This is a genomic window from Acinetobacter sp. KB005, from assembly GCF_049949095.1.
Lineage (GTDB): Bacteria > Pseudomonadota > Gammaproteobacteria > Pseudomonadales > Moraxellaceae > Acinetobacter > Acinetobacter calcoaceticus.
Genome location: NZ_CP188191.1, coordinates 933,696 through 949,486, shown reverse-complemented (window position 1 = coordinate 949,486; position 15,791 = coordinate 933,696). Strand labels below are relative to the sequence as shown.

At 38.1% G+C, this 15,791-nt stretch carries 10 protein-coding genes and 1 pseudogene; 2 read left to right on the top strand and 9 right to left on the bottom strand.

The window, feature by feature from the left end:
- Window positions 1–410 precede the first annotated feature (410 nt).
- Complete coding sequence (locus tag ACPF64_RS04645; protein ID WP_003655711.1) at window positions 411–1,625, top strand: aromatic amino acid transaminase; 1,215 nt, start codon at window positions 411–413, stop codon at window positions 1,623–1,625.
- A 50-nt stretch (window positions 1,626–1,675) separates the two neighbouring features.
- Here ACPF64_RS04645 and dld read toward each other — a convergent pair whose 3' ends face one another.
- The 4 genes from dld to lldP form a co-directional block, all read right to left on the bottom strand.
- Window positions 1,676–3,382 carry a D-lactate dehydrogenase gene (gene dld, locus ACPF64_RS04640; protein ID WP_426455694.1) on the bottom strand — a complete coding sequence of 569 codons (1,707 nt, stop codon included), beginning with the start codon at window positions 3,380–3,382 and terminating at the stop codon, window positions 1,676–1,678.
- A 297-nt stretch (window positions 3,383–3,679) separates the two neighbouring features.
- A complete protein-coding gene (lldD, locus tag ACPF64_RS04635) occupies window positions 3,680–4,831 on the bottom strand; it encodes an FMN-dependent L-lactate dehydrogenase LldD (protein ID WP_004640408.1) in 1,152 nt (383 codons plus the stop codon).
- Entirely contained in the window at window positions 4,828–5,562 is a 735-nt protein-coding gene (gene lldR / locus ACPF64_RS04630) for a transcriptional regulator LldR (RefSeq protein ID WP_426456103.1), read from the bottom strand. Before lldR ends, lldD begins: the two co-directional genes overlap by 4 nt.
- Before the next feature lie 37 nt (window positions 5,563–5,599).
- A complete protein-coding gene (lldP, locus tag ACPF64_RS04625) occupies window positions 5,600–7,267 on the bottom strand; it encodes an L-lactate permease (protein ID WP_426455693.1) in 1,668 nt (555 codons plus the stop codon).
- 376 nt (window positions 7,268–7,643) lie between these two features.
- Here lldP and ACPF64_RS04620 point away from each other — a divergent pair, with 376 nt between their 5' ends.
- On the top strand, window positions 7,644–9,014 hold the full coding sequence (locus tag ACPF64_RS04620; RefSeq protein ID WP_426455692.1) for a phosphomannomutase CpsG: 1,371 nt from the start codon (window positions 7,644–7,646) through the stop codon (window positions 9,012–9,014).
- Window positions 9,015–9,041: 27 nt separating this feature from the next.
- Here the strand turns inward: ACPF64_RS04620 and ACPF64_RS04615 are convergent.
- The 5 genes and pseudogenes from ACPF64_RS04615 to ACPF64_RS04595 form a co-directional block, all read right to left on the bottom strand.
- Window positions 9,042–9,161 (bottom strand): annotated as a pseudogene (locus ACPF64_RS04615) (hypothetical protein); the annotation flags it as partial.
- A 459-nt stretch (window positions 9,162–9,620) separates the two neighbouring features.
- Entirely contained in the window at window positions 9,621–11,423 is a 1,803-nt protein-coding gene (locus ACPF64_RS04610; protein ID WP_426455691.1) for an acyltransferase family protein, read from the bottom strand.
- Window positions 11,424–11,760: 337 nt separating this feature from the next.
- A complete protein-coding gene (gene galE / locus ACPF64_RS04605; protein ID WP_426455690.1) occupies window positions 11,761–12,780 on the bottom strand; it encodes a UDP-glucose 4-epimerase GalE in 1,020 nt (339 codons plus the stop codon).
- Window positions 12,773–14,443 (bottom strand): glucose-6-phosphate isomerase, encoded by a 1,671-nt coding sequence (gene pgi / locus ACPF64_RS04600; RefSeq protein ID WP_426455689.1) that lies wholly within the window; start codon window positions 14,441–14,443, stop codon window positions 12,773–12,775. The genes galE and pgi overlap by 8 nt, the downstream gene beginning before the upstream one ends.
- Window positions 14,440–15,702, bottom strand: a complete 1,263-nt coding sequence (locus ACPF64_RS04595) for a nucleotide sugar dehydrogenase (protein WP_426455688.1) — start codon at window positions 15,700–15,702, stop codon at window positions 14,440–14,442. Before ACPF64_RS04595 ends, pgi begins: the two co-directional genes overlap by 4 nt.
- Window positions 15,703–15,791 lie beyond the last annotated feature (89 nt).

Here is a 15,791-nt window from a genome sequence, read left to right as displayed (position 1 = left end):
ATTGACCTCTTATTTCACCTTATATTTAGACTATTACACCGCCTATCTATTAGTATTTATAAAACAAAGATTTAATATAAATTTATCTATAGTTTTATAGTTCTTTCTCAAGTGTTTTTTGGGCGCTAAACTTTTGTTTCAAACTTTAGTCTACAACCCGTGTATGACAGTAAGATTGTAGACAATCTGTTGGAATGAAATCATGAGTTATAAATTAGTATCTATTTACCGTAATTTCTTTTAAATCTTTTTTATCGTTTCTTCTGGAAAATATCGATATTAGTGAAATTATCTGGTGCTTCACAGTAGCTTTATTGGTACATTATTGAGCATCGACATAGATGTAATGTATTTTTCGAGACAGAAAAAACTTAACTCTATGCATATTGTTGAATGAAAGGACTTTTTTGATGTTTCAACATATCCCCCCATACGCAGGCGATCCAATTCTCTCTTTAATGGAACAGTTCAATGCTGATACTCGTTCTGAAAAAGTAAACTTGAGTATTGGTCTTTACTATAACGAAGACAGTATTGTTCCTCAGTTAGAGACCATTATTGAGGCGCAAAAGCGTATTGAGCCGAAGAACGGTAAAACCAAACTTTATTTGCCAATGGAAGGCTTCAAACCTTACCGTGAAGCAATTCAAGCACTTTTATTTGGTGCAAACAGCCCAGCAGTTAAAGCTGGCCGTGCTGTAACCATCCAAACACTTGGTGGTTCAGGTGCATTGAAAGTTGGTGCTGACTTCTTAAAAACTTATTTCCCAAATTCAGACGTTTGGGTAAGCCAACCAACTTGGGATAACCACGTTGCGATTTTCAATGGCGCTGGCATCAAGACTCATTTCTACCCATATTTCGATAACGAAACTCGTGGTGTAGATTTTGACGGTATGTTGTCTACGCTTAAAACTTTGCCTGAGCAAAGCATTGTTTTATTGCACCCATGCTGCCATAACCCAACAGGCGCTGACTTAAACCCAGCGCAATGGGACCAAGTGATTGCGGTATTAAAAGATCGTAACCTTATTCCTTTCCTAGACATCGCTTACCAAGGTTTTGGCGATGGTATGGAAGAAGATGCGTATGCAATCCGTGCTTTAGACCAAGCGGGTCTAAACTTCATTGTGAGCAACTCGTTCTCTAAAATCTTCTCTTTATATGGCGAGCGTGTTGGCGGCTTAACTTTCGTATGTGACGATGCAGAAGCTGCTCAGTGCACATTCGGTCAGTTAAAAGCGACTGTACGCCGTATTTACTCTAGCCCTCCTACAACAGGTGCATGGTTAGTTGATGAAGTGTTAAATGACGCTGAACTTAACCAACAATGGCAAGGTGAAGTGAAAGAGATGCGTGAGCGTATTATTAAAATGCGTAGCATCTTAAAAGATGAACTCACTAAAGCATTACCAGACCGTGACTTTAGCTACCTTGTAAACCAAAAAGGTATGTTCAGCTACACAGGTCTAACTGCTGAGCAAGTTGATATCTTGCGTGAAGAATATGCAATCTACTTAGTACGTAGTGGTCGTATTTGTGTAGCAGGTTTAAACATGAACAATGTTTACACTGTTGCTAAAGCAGTTGCTGAAGTGCTTGCTAAATCAACAGAAGCAGCATAAAACAGCTTTAAAAGAAAAGGCGCTTCGGCGCCTTTTTTTATATCTCTAACTTAAGATTTCATTTTGCCCCAATACTTCAGTTTTGAGGTATGACCAATACCCACATTAAAGCTATTGGTTGGGTCGAGTTTTTGGTAAAAGTTCGCTAAGGCAGGTTTGGCAATGTAAAGATGCCCAACATTATGCTCTGCCGGATATTCAGCACGACGCGCATCCAGCAATTTCCACATTTGATGTTCCATTTCTAATGGATCATTGCCTTTTTTAAGGATATAGTCCTGATGGAAAACATGGCAAAAGAAATGTCCGTAATAGAGTTTATGGATAATATTCTTTTCCATCTCGGCAGGTAGTTGTTCCACCCACTCACGATCATTACGACGCAAAGCAATATCAAGCGCCACAATATCTTCAACTTCACTACGGTGCGTGTCACGATAACGAATCGCCGCTCCTGCAATCGCAAAACGGTGTAAGAAAGCTTTTCGGCCTTCCTCTTCGCTACATACGAAATAGCTACCTGACTGATGTACTGCAAAATATTCTTTTAAAAATTGCTCGGTTTGAGCTTTTGAATTATTTTCGACACGTAGCACTAAATGGTGCTCATAACGATCTCGATATTCGGTCATACGCTTAGGCAAATGGCTTGGTAAAAAGAACGTAATAGCCTGTAAAATATGATCAGTTAAGCCTTTTATTTTAAATCTTTCTAAAAAGCCATCGACTTTATCTTTCATCGCAAAAGCTTTGGGAACATTGGCTGTACCGAACTTTTCAATAAACAAAAAAGTATCTTTTCCATACTTTTCACCAATCAGATAAGCATCTCGGTGAATATACTCACCCGCAATCGGTAGGCTTGGCAAAGAGGTGAGTAAATAACGACGAATGGCTGTTAAATCATCGGCATCATTAGTCCCAATATAAAAGACATTGCTCTCTACTTTTTCATACGTATCAAGGCGTACAGCAAAAACACAGACTTTACCCGCCGAACCAGATGCTTCAAATAAACGTGACGGGTCAGCATTAAAACGTGCTGGTGAATCTTCATCGACTTGAGTCACATCATGTGCATAGCGATGGTCTGATGCCTGCTTTTCACCATCATCTAAAATATCTAAGGCTTGGTATTGTTGCTTCTCTAAACGAGTCAAAATTTCTTCGGGTGTCGAGCCTAAATTCACACCCAAATGATTCACCAGTTCTAATTGACCAGTAGCATTCACCTGAGCATAGAGTGCCAGTTCCGTATACGCAGGACCACGGCGTACCAATGCACCGCCAGAGTTATTACATACACCGCCGAGTACCGATGCACCAATACAAGATGAACCAATCACCGAATGCGGTTCACGGTCATAACCTTTTAAAATTTGCTCCAAATTGTCTAAAGTCGCACCCGGTAAACAAATGACTTGCTTACCATCATGAATGACTTGAATGCCCTTTAAACGGCGCGTACTCATGACCAACACAGGGCGATCATAATCATCACCATATGGGGTTGAACCACCAGTGAGTCCTGTATTTGCCGCCTGCATAATCACCACACAATCTGCATCAATTGCAGCTTGTAGCACCTGCCATTGCTCTAGCAATGTGCCCGGCACCACCACAGCCAGCACTTTCCCCTCACCAAAACGACGACCTTGGCGGTACTGGCGTGTGCTTTGATCATCGGTCAAAACATGCGAACGCCCTACAATATTCTGTAAACGTTCAATCATTGCTTGAGGAGAAAATGTTTGCATGATGGCTTCCTTCTGGTCATCCATTTATCAAATTAGACCAACACGACGGCGTCTTACCGTTTGTAATTTATAATTTAATTAGCTCATTCTCTAATTCGAATCAGCCCTATATTTACTATCTCGGTTGGCGGCATGGATGCCGCCTGTTGAGTAACTGTACAAGGAAGTACGGTTTGCTCAACAAAAGGTTTTTGGTTACTTTTGACCTTTCAAAAGTGACAAATGCCTATACGCAAAACATTAGCAAATCACCAAATTTTAAGGCTGTGCTTACTGCTTCACTTAAAAAGTTATTTCTTAAAAACCTTGCTTCATTGCCTGTACTAAACAATCCGCATTAATATCCGAAATCGACTTAGCACCCGTGAGCGTCATCGCAACACGCATTTCCTTATCAATCAAATCAAGTAAGTTCGATACCCCTTGCCCACCTGCTGCTGCCAAGGCATAAACAAATGCACGACCCAGTAACACTGTATCCGCACCGAGTGCCAACATACGCACCACATCTAAACCATTACGAATGCCCGAGTCAGCCAAAATAGCCAAATCACCTTTAACTGCATCAGCAATTGCAGGCAATGCACGAGCAGATGACATCACGCCATCTAACTGACGACCACCATGGTTCGACACCACAATACCATCCGCACCAAAACGCACAGCATCTTTGGCATCTTCAGGGTCTAAAATGCCTTTAATTACCATTGGGCCATCCCAAAATTCACGAATCCACTCAAGGTCTTTCCATGAAATTGATGGGTCAAAGTTCGAGCCTAACCAACCAATATAATCTTCAAGACCAGTCGGTTTACCTAAATATTTAGAGATATTACCCAAGTCGTGCGGACGTCCCATTAAGCCGACATTCCACGACCAGTGTGGATGGAACATAGACTGCATATAACGACGCATCGCAGCATTTGGCCCACTCATACCCGAATGTGCATCACGGTAACGTGCACCTGGCACAGGCATATCTACGGTAAACACCAGTGTTGAGCAGCCTGCTGCTTTTGCACGTTCCAAAGCATTACGCATAAAACCACGGTCACGTAATACATAAAGCTGGAACCACATTGGTCGGCTAATTGCAGGTGCAACTTCTTCAATCGGACAGACCGAAACCGTTGAAAGCGTAAATGGAATACCCTTTTTATCGGCTGCCATCGCGGCTTGAACTTCACCACGGCGTGCGTACATACCCGTTAAACCAACAGGAGCCAATGCAACCGGCATCGACAATGTTTCATTAAACAGTTTTGTCTCTAAACTTAACGCCGACATGTCATTGAGTACACGTTGACGCAATGCAATTTCTGACAAATCTTGTACGTTACGCTTTAAGGTATGTTCCGAATACGCTCCACCATCGATGTAATGAAATAAAAACGGGGGTAAGCGACGCTGTGCCGCGGCACGATAATCATTGCCAGAAGAAATAATCATTTTGAATCAACTCTATTTAAACGGTTTGCACGTTTCTGGCGAGCTTCGTCTTCATCCAGAGAACGCACATGATTAATCACAAATTCAATATGACCGCAGACAGCTTGGCGTGCGGCCTCGGGATCTTTACGATCGATCGCATCCATGACCTGAAAATGCTGTTCACTCAGCAAGTCACTATTTATTGGATCGTTATAAACTTTTTTACGTCCCAACAAGACGTTGTATTGCAGTAGATCAAACAGGCTACGCATCATTTGAATCAACACCACATTGTGCGATGCTTCTGCAATCGCCAAGTGGAATTCAGCATCCGCCACCGCAGCCTGCGCTGAGTCACCCGCATTTTGATGGCGACTAATTTCATTAAAATAATGATGAATTTTGACACGGTCTTCAGGCGTTGAACGTAATGCGGCATACCATGCGGTACCGCCCTCAAGTAATAACCGCGCCTCTTGCACATCAAAACGATAGAGTGGATCTTCTTCAATCAGGTTGCTAATCGGGTTCACAATGAGTTGCTGTGGCCACTGTTCAGGTAACTGCTGAATATAAGTCCCATCACCCCGACGGCTAATAAGCACACCTTGACTATTGAGCTGTTGAATCGCTTCACGCAAAGACGGACGAGAAACCCCCAAGCTAGTTGCAAGCTGGCGCTCGGCAGGCAAACGGTCACCTTTTCTCATGTGACGTTCTTCAATTAATGCCTGCAATTTCATGACCACTTGATCGGAGATTCTCATCGCGTTTCCTTCACTCGAGTTATGGAATCATCCACGGAACCAGATAAGCCTGAACCGTAATAATGATGCCAACAAAGACAGTGAATATGATGCTATGTTTTACCGTGAAACGGAACAAGTCAGATTCTTTTCCAACCAAGCCTACTGCTGCGCAAGCAATTGCAATCGACTGTGGAGAAATCATCTTACCTGTCACACCACCACTGGTATTCGCTGCTACAAGCAATACTTCTGGAATACCAATCTGCTGAGCAGTGGTCGCTTGTAATGCGGAGAACAAAGCATTTGAAGATGTATCTGAACCCGTAAGAAACACACCAAGCCAACCTAAGAATGGTGAGAAGAAAGTAAAAGCATGACCCGTATGCGATAGAGCCAAAGCTAAAGTTGCAGATAACCCTGAATAGTTCGCAATAAAAGCAAACGCCAACACCATACCAATTGAATAAATTGGTGTTTTTAACTCATTTAGCGTTTCACCAAAGGTCGTTACTGCCTCACTCGCTTTCATTTTCAAGAAAATAGCAGTGATGATTGCAGCAATAAAAATTGCAGTACCTGTCGCAGAGAACCAGTCAAACTTATAAATCGCTTCATATGGCTTCATCTCTGAGACAATCGGCGGCATTTTTTCGACTAATTTATGTAAGTACGGCACTTCAATTTTAAAAATTAAATGTTCCAGTGCACCATCTTTTGCAAATAATGCTTTAAACGGCTTAACACTCCAGATGGTTACCATCACTGTTAAGATGGCAAATGGAGACCATGCCTTAGCAATTTTCCCAATACTATAACGCTGAATCGTTGTAGGTTGCTGAGTTAGCGTTTGACCAGCTTCAGGTTCAAAACGGAAAATATGTTTTGGTTTCCAAAAACGGAACAACACAGTCAGGCTGACCAATGAAGCAATTGCCGCTGTAATATCCGGTAATTCAGGACCAATAAAGTTAGATGTTAGATATTGTGCAATCGCAAAAGCGCCACCACCCACCAACACCGCAGGCCAAGTTTCCTTAACACCACGCCAGCCATCCATGATCGCCATAATCCAGAACAGCACAATCAGCGTTAAAAACGGCAACTGACGTCCAACCATCTGGCTAATTTCCATGGTATCTACACCAGAAACCTGCCCCGCCACAATAATTGGAATACCCATCGCACCAAATGCAACTGGCGCAGTATTCACAATCAAACATAAACCAGCTGCGTAAAGTGGTTTAAAACCTAAACCAACGAGTAGTGCAGCGGTAATTGCGACAGGAGCACCAAAACCGGCAGCCCCTTCAAGGAAAGTACCAAATGCAAAACCAACTAATAGCATTTGTAGGCGCTGATCTTCGGTAATTGACAAAATGCTTGAGCGAATCACCTCAAACTGGCCTGTTTTTACCGAAATTTTATATAGAAAGACTGCCCCAATAATAATCCATGAAATTGGCCATAGACCGTAGAAGAAACCATAAATGATGGATGCAAAGGCCATTTGACCCGGCATTTGATAGAAAAAGAGAGCGATCAACAATGCAATAATGACTGTGCCCGTACCCGCAATACTGCCTTTTAAACGAAAAACCGCCAAGGCCAAAAAGAAGAAAATAATCGGGATTAATGCAACCGCACTGGACAGCCAAATATTATTTAAAGGGTCATAAAGTTGTTGCCACATATTGAGCATTGTCATCTCCTTGAAATGCTGGGGCGAATTTTTTGTACCTTAAAATTTTAAACATTTAACACAATTGGTATGACCAATTAAAATTTACGTGCAAATGTTATTCCTTAAACCACAGATCGCATCATAAACACGAGCATTAGCAAGTTCAAGCATTAAATAATTAACACAATTGGTATGACCAATAGTACCAAGTAAAATCAAGCTATTTCTAATTCATAAATTTATTTATTAGACTAAAGTCGTAAAAATACTTTCTTATAAACTTAAATATAAACTACAGAAATGAAGCGTAGAACTTGAATATAAAAACTATAAACATAACCATTAATTGATAAATGTATAATAATGCTCAAAACTCAAATCATTTGTATTGAACTGAATAATGACTACTTTAACGTGTTTTAAAGCCTATGATATCCGAGGTAAACTCGGCACCGAATTGAATGAAGAAGTCGCCTATAAAATTGGCCGCGCTTACGGACAAATCTATAAACCAAAGACTGTAGTTGTAGGTTGTGATATTCGTCTAAGCAGTGAGTCTTTAAAACAAGCGACCATTCGCGGCCTAAATGATGCTGGTGTGAATGTGCTTGACTTAGGCATGACGGGTACTGAAGAGGTCTATTTCGCCGCTTTTCATTTAGATGTACAAGGTGGTATTGAAGTTACAGCTAGTCATAACCCAATGGACTATAACGGTATGAAACTGGTACGAGAAAATGCTCGTCCAATTAGTGCAGATACGGGTTTAAAAGAAATTCAGGCTTTAGCAGAAACTAATACCTTTGAAGAAGTTAGTCAAAAAGGTACTACTCAAAGCTATAACATCTTGCCTGAATTTGTCGAACATTTAGTCACTTATATTGACCCAGCAAAAATTCGCCCGTTAAAGTTAGTGGTAAACGCGGGTAATGGTGCGGCTGGCCACGTCATTGATGCCGTTGAAGCAAAATTTAAAGCGCTTAACGTACCTGTTGAATTTATTAAAATTCATCATGAAGCAGATGGTACGTTCCCAAATGGGATTCCCAACCCAATTTTAATTGAAAACCGGGACAGTACCCGTAATGCTGTACTTGAACATCAAGCAGATATGGGTATTGCTTGGGATGGCGACTTTGACCGCTGCTTCTTGTTTGATGAAAAGGGTCAGTTCATTGAGGGCTACTATATTGTTGGCCTATTGGCTCAAGCTTTCTTGATTAAGCAACCTGGCGAAAAAATTGTTCATGACCCACGTTTGGTTTGGAACACCTTTGATATAGTCGATGAATATAAAGGTGTTGCAGTACAGTCAAAATCTGGTCATGCCTTCATTAAAGATGTCATGCGTGAACATAATGCCGTATACGGCGGCGAAATGAGTGCCCATCACTACTTCCGTGACTTTGCTTACTGCGACAGCGGCATGATACCGTGGTTACTCACCGTTGCTCTACTCTCGGAAACTGGACAATCTCTTTCTACCCTCGTTGAAAATATGATTGCCAAATTTCCTTGTAGCGGTGAAATCAACTTTAAAGTGGCTGATACACAGACCACTATTCAAAAGATTTTCGATTTCTATGCTGATCAAAACCCGCAAATTGACCGTACCGATGGTGTAAGTCTGGACTTTGGAACATGGCGTTTTAATGTACGTGCATCAAACACAGAGCCATTGCTACGTTTAAACATTGAAAGCCGTGCAGACCGTCAAGCCCACCCTATGCAGTATTATGTAGATGAGTTGACTAGATTAATTCAGTCTTAGTAGCATTCGTATTAAAGAGATGGAACATTATTTTTCCATCTCTTTTTGCCTATTCTGTATAATCTTATAAGTATGATTATGCCCATCTAATACATCCTTATTTAGATTTTCATAACCTTTTAACAATACTTTCTTATCAAAAACACAAAAAAAATGTCTTCACAACTTGAATTACCAGATAGATCTTGTGGCTTCCTTTTGTTAATAAAATTTAAAACAAAGCCCCCATTCGAATTCAAATATGTAAAAACTTGCTTAAGCTTGCTGCATACCACACTCAACATACAATCCCAAATAAACTGAAAGAAAAAGAAACTGTTGATGCAAAAAGTTGTAACCTTTAACAGAAGGACAAAATACAATAGCATATATTACTATAAAAACTAGTTGCACAGTTATTAGAGTTAATTGATTTAGAAGTCTCGAAATCCAGATAAATATTAATTATAGAACAGTCAATATTAAATTTTAATCAAAATTTAATATAAATGAATTAAAAATCTTATATCTAAATAATCTAAATGAAATTTTCAGTTTAAAAAATAGGGCTATAGCTATTAAATAGCTACAGGATGTTTTAGTATTTAAAACATAAATTATTTATTATTAATTTATATTTTTCTCTATGGGATAATAAGAAACGATTTTTTGAAACACTGGTATTAGCAACTTAGCTCCAGTAAGGTTCAAATGGTTACTATCAAAATAGTATGGATATTTATTTTCATCACTAATTATACAAGTAGGTCTACAAAGTATTTGCTTCACATGATATACCTTAAAATTACTATATTTAGACTCTAACGTTTCAAGTTTATTAAAAAATATAGCATTATCACTCATATACTTTTTTACATCATATTGTGCAGTAGTATTATTCTCATAAAGAATTTTTGGTACTGGTTCTTTATAGATAGGTACAGGCATAATAAAATCAATTAGAATATTTTTCTTTTTAAGAAGAATTTCTATTTTTTCAAGTAACTTATCATCTAATGCTGGTGATGAATAATGCATTACAATTCGATCTATTTTCAATCGATTAGATTCTTTAAGCAAAATATCTAGAGTAAAAGGTCCTTCAATTAAGGGAGTATTAGAAACTACAAAATAAGTATTATATTTTTTCTTAGCAGCCTCTTCAGAAAATGCCATTTTAATTGAATCAGAATGACTGTTTCCTACTAACAAAATTGATTTATCAAAATTTTCAGTATTAATCTTACACGTGAAAGCTTTAGGATTAGAAATACGTTTAAGCCTACCACAGCGATATGTTGCTCGGTCCTTCACACCTTTAGAAATATTTTTTTCTTGAGAATTGTAGAAATAATTTTGTATAAATTTAGTTATACTGATTAACGCAACTATTGAAATAATAGAAACTAAATACTCCTTTTTTATATTTTTAAAGTTTCTAGTTTCTATCAACTTATGCATTAGTATAGAAGATACTGTAATTATAAAAAATAAAATAACTTTATCCACTAAGCTTTCAGGGTGTAAATTAGTTCCAGTAAAAGGTTTATATAAATAGAGGACAATTATAGGAAAATGTACAAGATAAATAGAATAAGAATAGTCACCAATTCTTGAAAAAAGTAATCCTAATTTACTATTTTGTAAAAATTTAGGTAATCCAAAAGTTAAAACTAATGCTGTAGCAATACAAACGATTAATGCATGTACACCAGGATGTGCATTTAAACGATTTACAGAGTTCCCATCAATATGAAAAAATGGTATAGCACAAATTATAGTTAAACCAACGAATCCTAAAAAACTATAATTATTAAATTTAATATTACCATTAATTGTTAAATAATAAGCCACCAGAAATCCTATTAAAAACTCCCAAATACGTAAAGGCATCATAAAAAATGATGTTTGAGGAGCAATACCTAGAATAAAAATACAGCTTAGAAATGAGCCGATTAGTGCGAATAGAAATAGAAAATTAGACTTTCTAAAGAAAAAAACTAAAATAGGTACTATTAAATAAAACTGGATCTCAACACCAAGAGACCAAAGATGAAGTAGAGGCTTAAAATCTGATTTACTAAAATAAGAGTTTTGTAGCCAGAAACCAAAGTTGTTAGCAAAGAATATACTGTATATTGATTGAGTTATAACGGCTTCCTGTTCAGATGGAAGAACAATAAATATGGCAAAAATTAATGTAAGAATGACCGTTACAAAATATGCAGGTAGTAAACGCTTAGCTCGTCTTTTGAAGAACTTTTTTGCCTCTCCTGGTCTATAGAGAATAGCCATTAAAAAACCGCTTACTACAAAAAAGACATCAACACCAAGGAAACCACTTTGTATACCAGTAACTTCGAGATGGAATAGTACGACAAAAATAACAGCACAAGCTCTTAAAATTTGTATATCAACTCTTTTATTCATATATTAATATCATGTATAAAAAATATTTTCAAAATTCTATCAACTACCCTATTCTTTTCTCTCTAGATTACTTAGATCAGAACAAGCTGTAAGATATAGATTTAAAAAATAAGGAAAACATTAAGTCACCTTACTCAATAAAGTTGCTTAATCTAGAGCCACACCATCTAAATCTATCATTTTTCAACTTCTAAGATTTTTCCTTTATACTTAAAATTACATTTCTCTAAACAAGAGTTTGTTTTAAACTAAATAAAAAATAGTGATAAAGTTTTAAATTAAAATCTCTCTTATAACTGTCCAAACTTTATCACCATCATTATTTAAGCAATATAACCTAATTTTTATAACCTATCGGATTCTGCTTCTGCCAGTTCCAACTATCCTTCAGCATATCCTCTAAGCCATATTGAGGCTGCCAACCTAACTCAGCAACTGCACGACTATTGTCTGCAAAAGATGTTGCAACATCGCCAGCTCGACGTGCTACAAACTCAAAGGCTACAGGTATGCCATTAACTTGTTCAAATGTGTCTTTAACTTGCAAAACAGATGAACCATTACCTGTGCCGATATTCCATGCTCGGCAACCCTTCGACTGTAAACGGTTATTTAGAGCACACAAATGCGCATTCGCCAAGTCAACCACATGAATATAATCACGTACACCAGTGCCATCTACTGTGTCATAGTCATTGCCATAAATGGACAATTTTTCACGACGGCCCACAGCAACTTGAGTCACATACGGCATTAAATTATTTGGAATACCTTGTGGATCTTCACCAATACGTCCACTCTTATGTGCACCTACTGGATTAAAATAACGAAGCAATGCGATTGACCATTCTGGATTAGACGCTGACAACTTTTGCAATAATTGTTCAACAATCAACTTAGTATAACCATAGTTGTTACTTGGCATACCTGTTGGCATGTCTTCATTTAATGGCGATATATTGGCTTCGTCATACACCGTTGCAGAGGAGCTAAATACAAGTGTATAAACACCAGCCTTTTCCATCGAGTTAACCAGTTGAATGCTACCCGCAATATTATTATCAAAATAAATGAGCGGTTTTTCTTGGCTTTCACCTACGGCTTTTAAACCCGCGAAGTGGATCACAGCGTCAATTGAATGGCTCTGAAAAACACGATCAAGCTCATCTGCATTACGAATATCGCCCTGTACAAAAGTTAAACTTTTTTGAGCGATATCTTGAACTCTATTTAGAGATTCTTCTGAACTATTCGAAAGGTTATCAAAAACGATAACTTCATGACCAGCCTGCAAAAGCTCAACACATGTGTGTGAACCAATATAACCTGCACCACCAGTGACTAGAATTTTAGCCATCTACTTTTCCTAACAATATTTTAATTAATCCACGCGTTGAAGCATCAAGTGCTGAAAGGTCATTTTGAACACCGTTTAAAATCGGAAGTAGCTGATCAGCAATCTGCTTACCTTTCTCAACTCCCCACTGATCAAATGGATTAATATTCCAGATCACAGACTGCACAAAAACTTTATGCTCATATAAAGCAATCAACATTCCTAAACTATAGGGATTTAATTCTTTCAATAATAATGTAGAACTTGGTTGATTACCTTCATATTGCTTATAAATTGGTAAATTCTCTAATTCAGTCGAGTCTAAAGCTTCATTACCAAAGGCTAGTAATCTTGATTGTGCTAAACAGTTTGAAAGTGCAAGATGATGTTGTTCGACCAGAGCTTCTGCATTTTCCACATAGGTAAAATGATCTGCATTATAACGTTGGACTGGGGCAATAAAGTCACAACTTACAGCTTGCGTTCCTTGGTGTAACAATTGATAGAAGGCATGTTGAGCATTTGGTCCAACCTCACCCCATATAATAGGACAAGTATCAAGCTCAACTTTTAGGCCATTGCGCTGTACTGACTTCCCATTAGATTCCATTTCTAGCTGTTGCAAATAGGCTGCAAAATACTTTAATCGTCCATCATAGGGTAATACGGCATGAGTCTGAATATTTAAAAAGTTATTATTCCAGATTCCTAACAATGCCATCAAAACTGGAATATTTTGATCAAAACTCGTATTTTGAAAATGCTCATCGACTGCATGAGCCCCTGCTAAAAGTTGCTGGAAGCCTTCCACACCAATCGTCAAAGCTATAGGTAAACCTATACAAGACCATAGAGAATAACGTCCACCTACCCAGCCCCACAGCAGTAACTGGTTTTCAGGCGCGATTCCCCATTCTGACATTTTGTCAGCTTTTGTAGATATGCCAATAAAGTGACTTTTTAATACACGGGCATGTGTGCCTAAGGCTTTTTCAAGCCACTGACGCACCGTTTGAGCATTTGATAAAGTATCAACCGTACCAAAAGACTTAGATGAAATAATAAATAATGTTGTTTCAGGACGAAGTTGATGGAGTAATTCTGATAACTGGCTACCATCCATAGTCGAAACAAAGTGAACATTTAAAGGCTTAGCCGTTTTCACCTTGAAATCAGACAACGCATGAGTGACCATTTGCGGTCCTAAATCAGAACCACCCACCCCAATATTAACAACATCTTGAATCACCTCACCAGTTGAACCACGATATTGTCCAGCATGGATTTTTTCTACTAAGGCATACATACGTTGTAACTGGTTATGAACTTGTTCTGTTAAATCTGGGAACTTCGAATAGTCAGCAGGTAAACGCAATGCCCAGTGCATTGCTTCACGTTGCTCAGTACAGTTAATTTTAGTTTGTGAAAAAAGGCGATTAATCCATTCAGTTAAGTTTTTAGTATTCGCAAGAGCTACTAATTGTTCTAAAATATCTTTGGTTAAGCGATGCTTACTATAATCAAAAAATAATTGATCAAATTTTACAGAATAATTTTGAAAACGATCTGGCTCTAAAGCAAATAGCTCTTTTATATGTAATTTCGAGTTTTTTTCACCTAAAGTTTGCAGATGAGTTAAAGGCGAGACTAATTCCTTTGGAAATTGCTCAATTGATTTACTCATAAGCGACCTACTCCTTCATAAGCAAAACCTTTCGCCTTTACATACGCAGGATCATAGATATTACGTCCATCTAAAATTAAAGGATGGTTCATTAACTGTTGTAGCTGTTTAAAGTCAGGACTCCAATATTGCTTCCATGGCGTGACTAGACATAGTGCATGAGCATCTCGTACCGTCTCATATTGATTAGTACATAAAATTAAATCATCACGAGGTCCATAAGTTGCAGCTATTTCATCTAAAGCTTGAGGGTCATGCAGACGCACTACTACACCCTGCGCCCATAATGCAGCTAATAAAATATGAATCGGTGAATTATGTATATTTGAAGTGTTCTCTTTAAATGATGCACCCCAAATCGCAACCGTTTTGCCATTTAGACTACAGTGATAATAATTCCATAACTTACGGAATAAAATTTCTTTCTGCTGCTCATTAATAGCCCAAACTTGTTCCAGAAGGCGGCTTTTTGTTCCAGTTTCAGACACAGTGCTCGAAAGTGTTAAAATATCATGCGAAAAATTCTCACCGCCAAATCCTACGCCTGGCGATAAATATGCAGCACCAATACGTGTGTCAGCAGCTATACCATGCTTTACATTCGCAATATCAATGCCTAACTTTTCAGCAACCATAGCCAAGTCATTCATATAACTAATGCGGGTAGCCAACATGCCTGAAATACTAAGTTTTGTGAACTCAGCATCTAAAATCGGCATAAATAAATATTGGTAACTAAATTGGAAAAAAGGACGCAATAACTCCTGCATAGTTTCACTTCCATCTCTAGACTCCACACCGATAATGACATGCTTTACATTCAATACACTATTAATGGCATTACCTTCCTGAATCACATCAGGGAAGTAAACCCACTCATCTTTTGGCAAATGCTGTTTTAATTTTTCTGTACCGTGCAAACCAAAAGTAGAACCATTAATCATTAACCGTGGGTGAACAATTGGTCGTTCACCCAATTTTTCAACTGTTTTTAATCCAAGTTCAATTTGTGTTGGGCTAAAACAGAATAAATAAACTTCAATATCTAAAGGAATCTCAGAAAAAGGGCTCTCTTTTAAGAAACCCGCTTTTCGCTGCTTATTTAAGTAATTATTTACGTCTTGATCTTGATACGAAAGTACAGAAATATTTTCTTCACAGGTGACACTTGTACACCAGTAAATTTGATTACCATATTCAGCTAATAACGCTGCCATCACGCCGGCATGTAACGTTGTTCCAAATACTGCGATTTTCATTGCACACCTGATTTTTTCGTATTTTATAGATTTCTCTTCCCTTTACAGGAAGAGAATATACTGCTCAGCTACTATATTCAGTAGTTTTT

What these genes read in the sequence shown, in the direction of transcription:
- ACPF64_RS04645 (WP_003655711.1), top strand. Translation starts at nt 411, where the DNA reads ATGTTTCAACATATCCCCCCATACGCAGGCGATCCAATTCTCTCTTTA.
- lldP (WP_426455693.1), bottom strand. Translation starts at nt 7,267, where the DNA reads ATGACAATGCTCAATATGTGGCAACAACTTTATGACCCTTTAAATAAT.
- ACPF64_RS04610 (WP_426455691.1), bottom strand. Translation starts at nt 11,423, where the DNA reads ATGAATAAAAGAGTTGATATACAAATTTTAAGAGCTTGTGCTGTTATT.
- galE (WP_426455690.1), bottom strand. Translation starts at nt 12,780, where the DNA reads ATGGCTAAAATTCTAGTCACTGGTGGTGCAGGTTATATTGGTTCACAC.
- dld (WP_426455694.1), bottom strand. Translation starts at nt 3,382, where the DNA reads ATGCAAACATTTTCTCCTCAAGCAATGATTGAACGTTTACAGAATATT.
- lldD (WP_004640408.1), bottom strand. Translation starts at nt 4,831, where the DNA reads ATGATTATTTCTTCTGGCAATGATTATCGTGCCGCGGCACAGCGTCGC.
- pgi (WP_426455689.1), bottom strand. Translation starts at nt 14,443, where the DNA reads ATGAGTAAATCAATTGAGCAATTTCCAAAGGAATTAGTCTCGCCTTTA.
- ACPF64_RS04595 (WP_426455688.1), bottom strand. Translation starts at nt 15,702, where the DNA reads ATGAAAATCGCAGTATTTGGAACAACGTTACATGCCGGCGTGATGGCA.
- ACPF64_RS04620 (WP_426455692.1), top strand. Translation starts at nt 7,644, where the DNA reads ATGACTACTTTAACGTGTTTTAAAGCCTATGATATCCGAGGTAAACTC.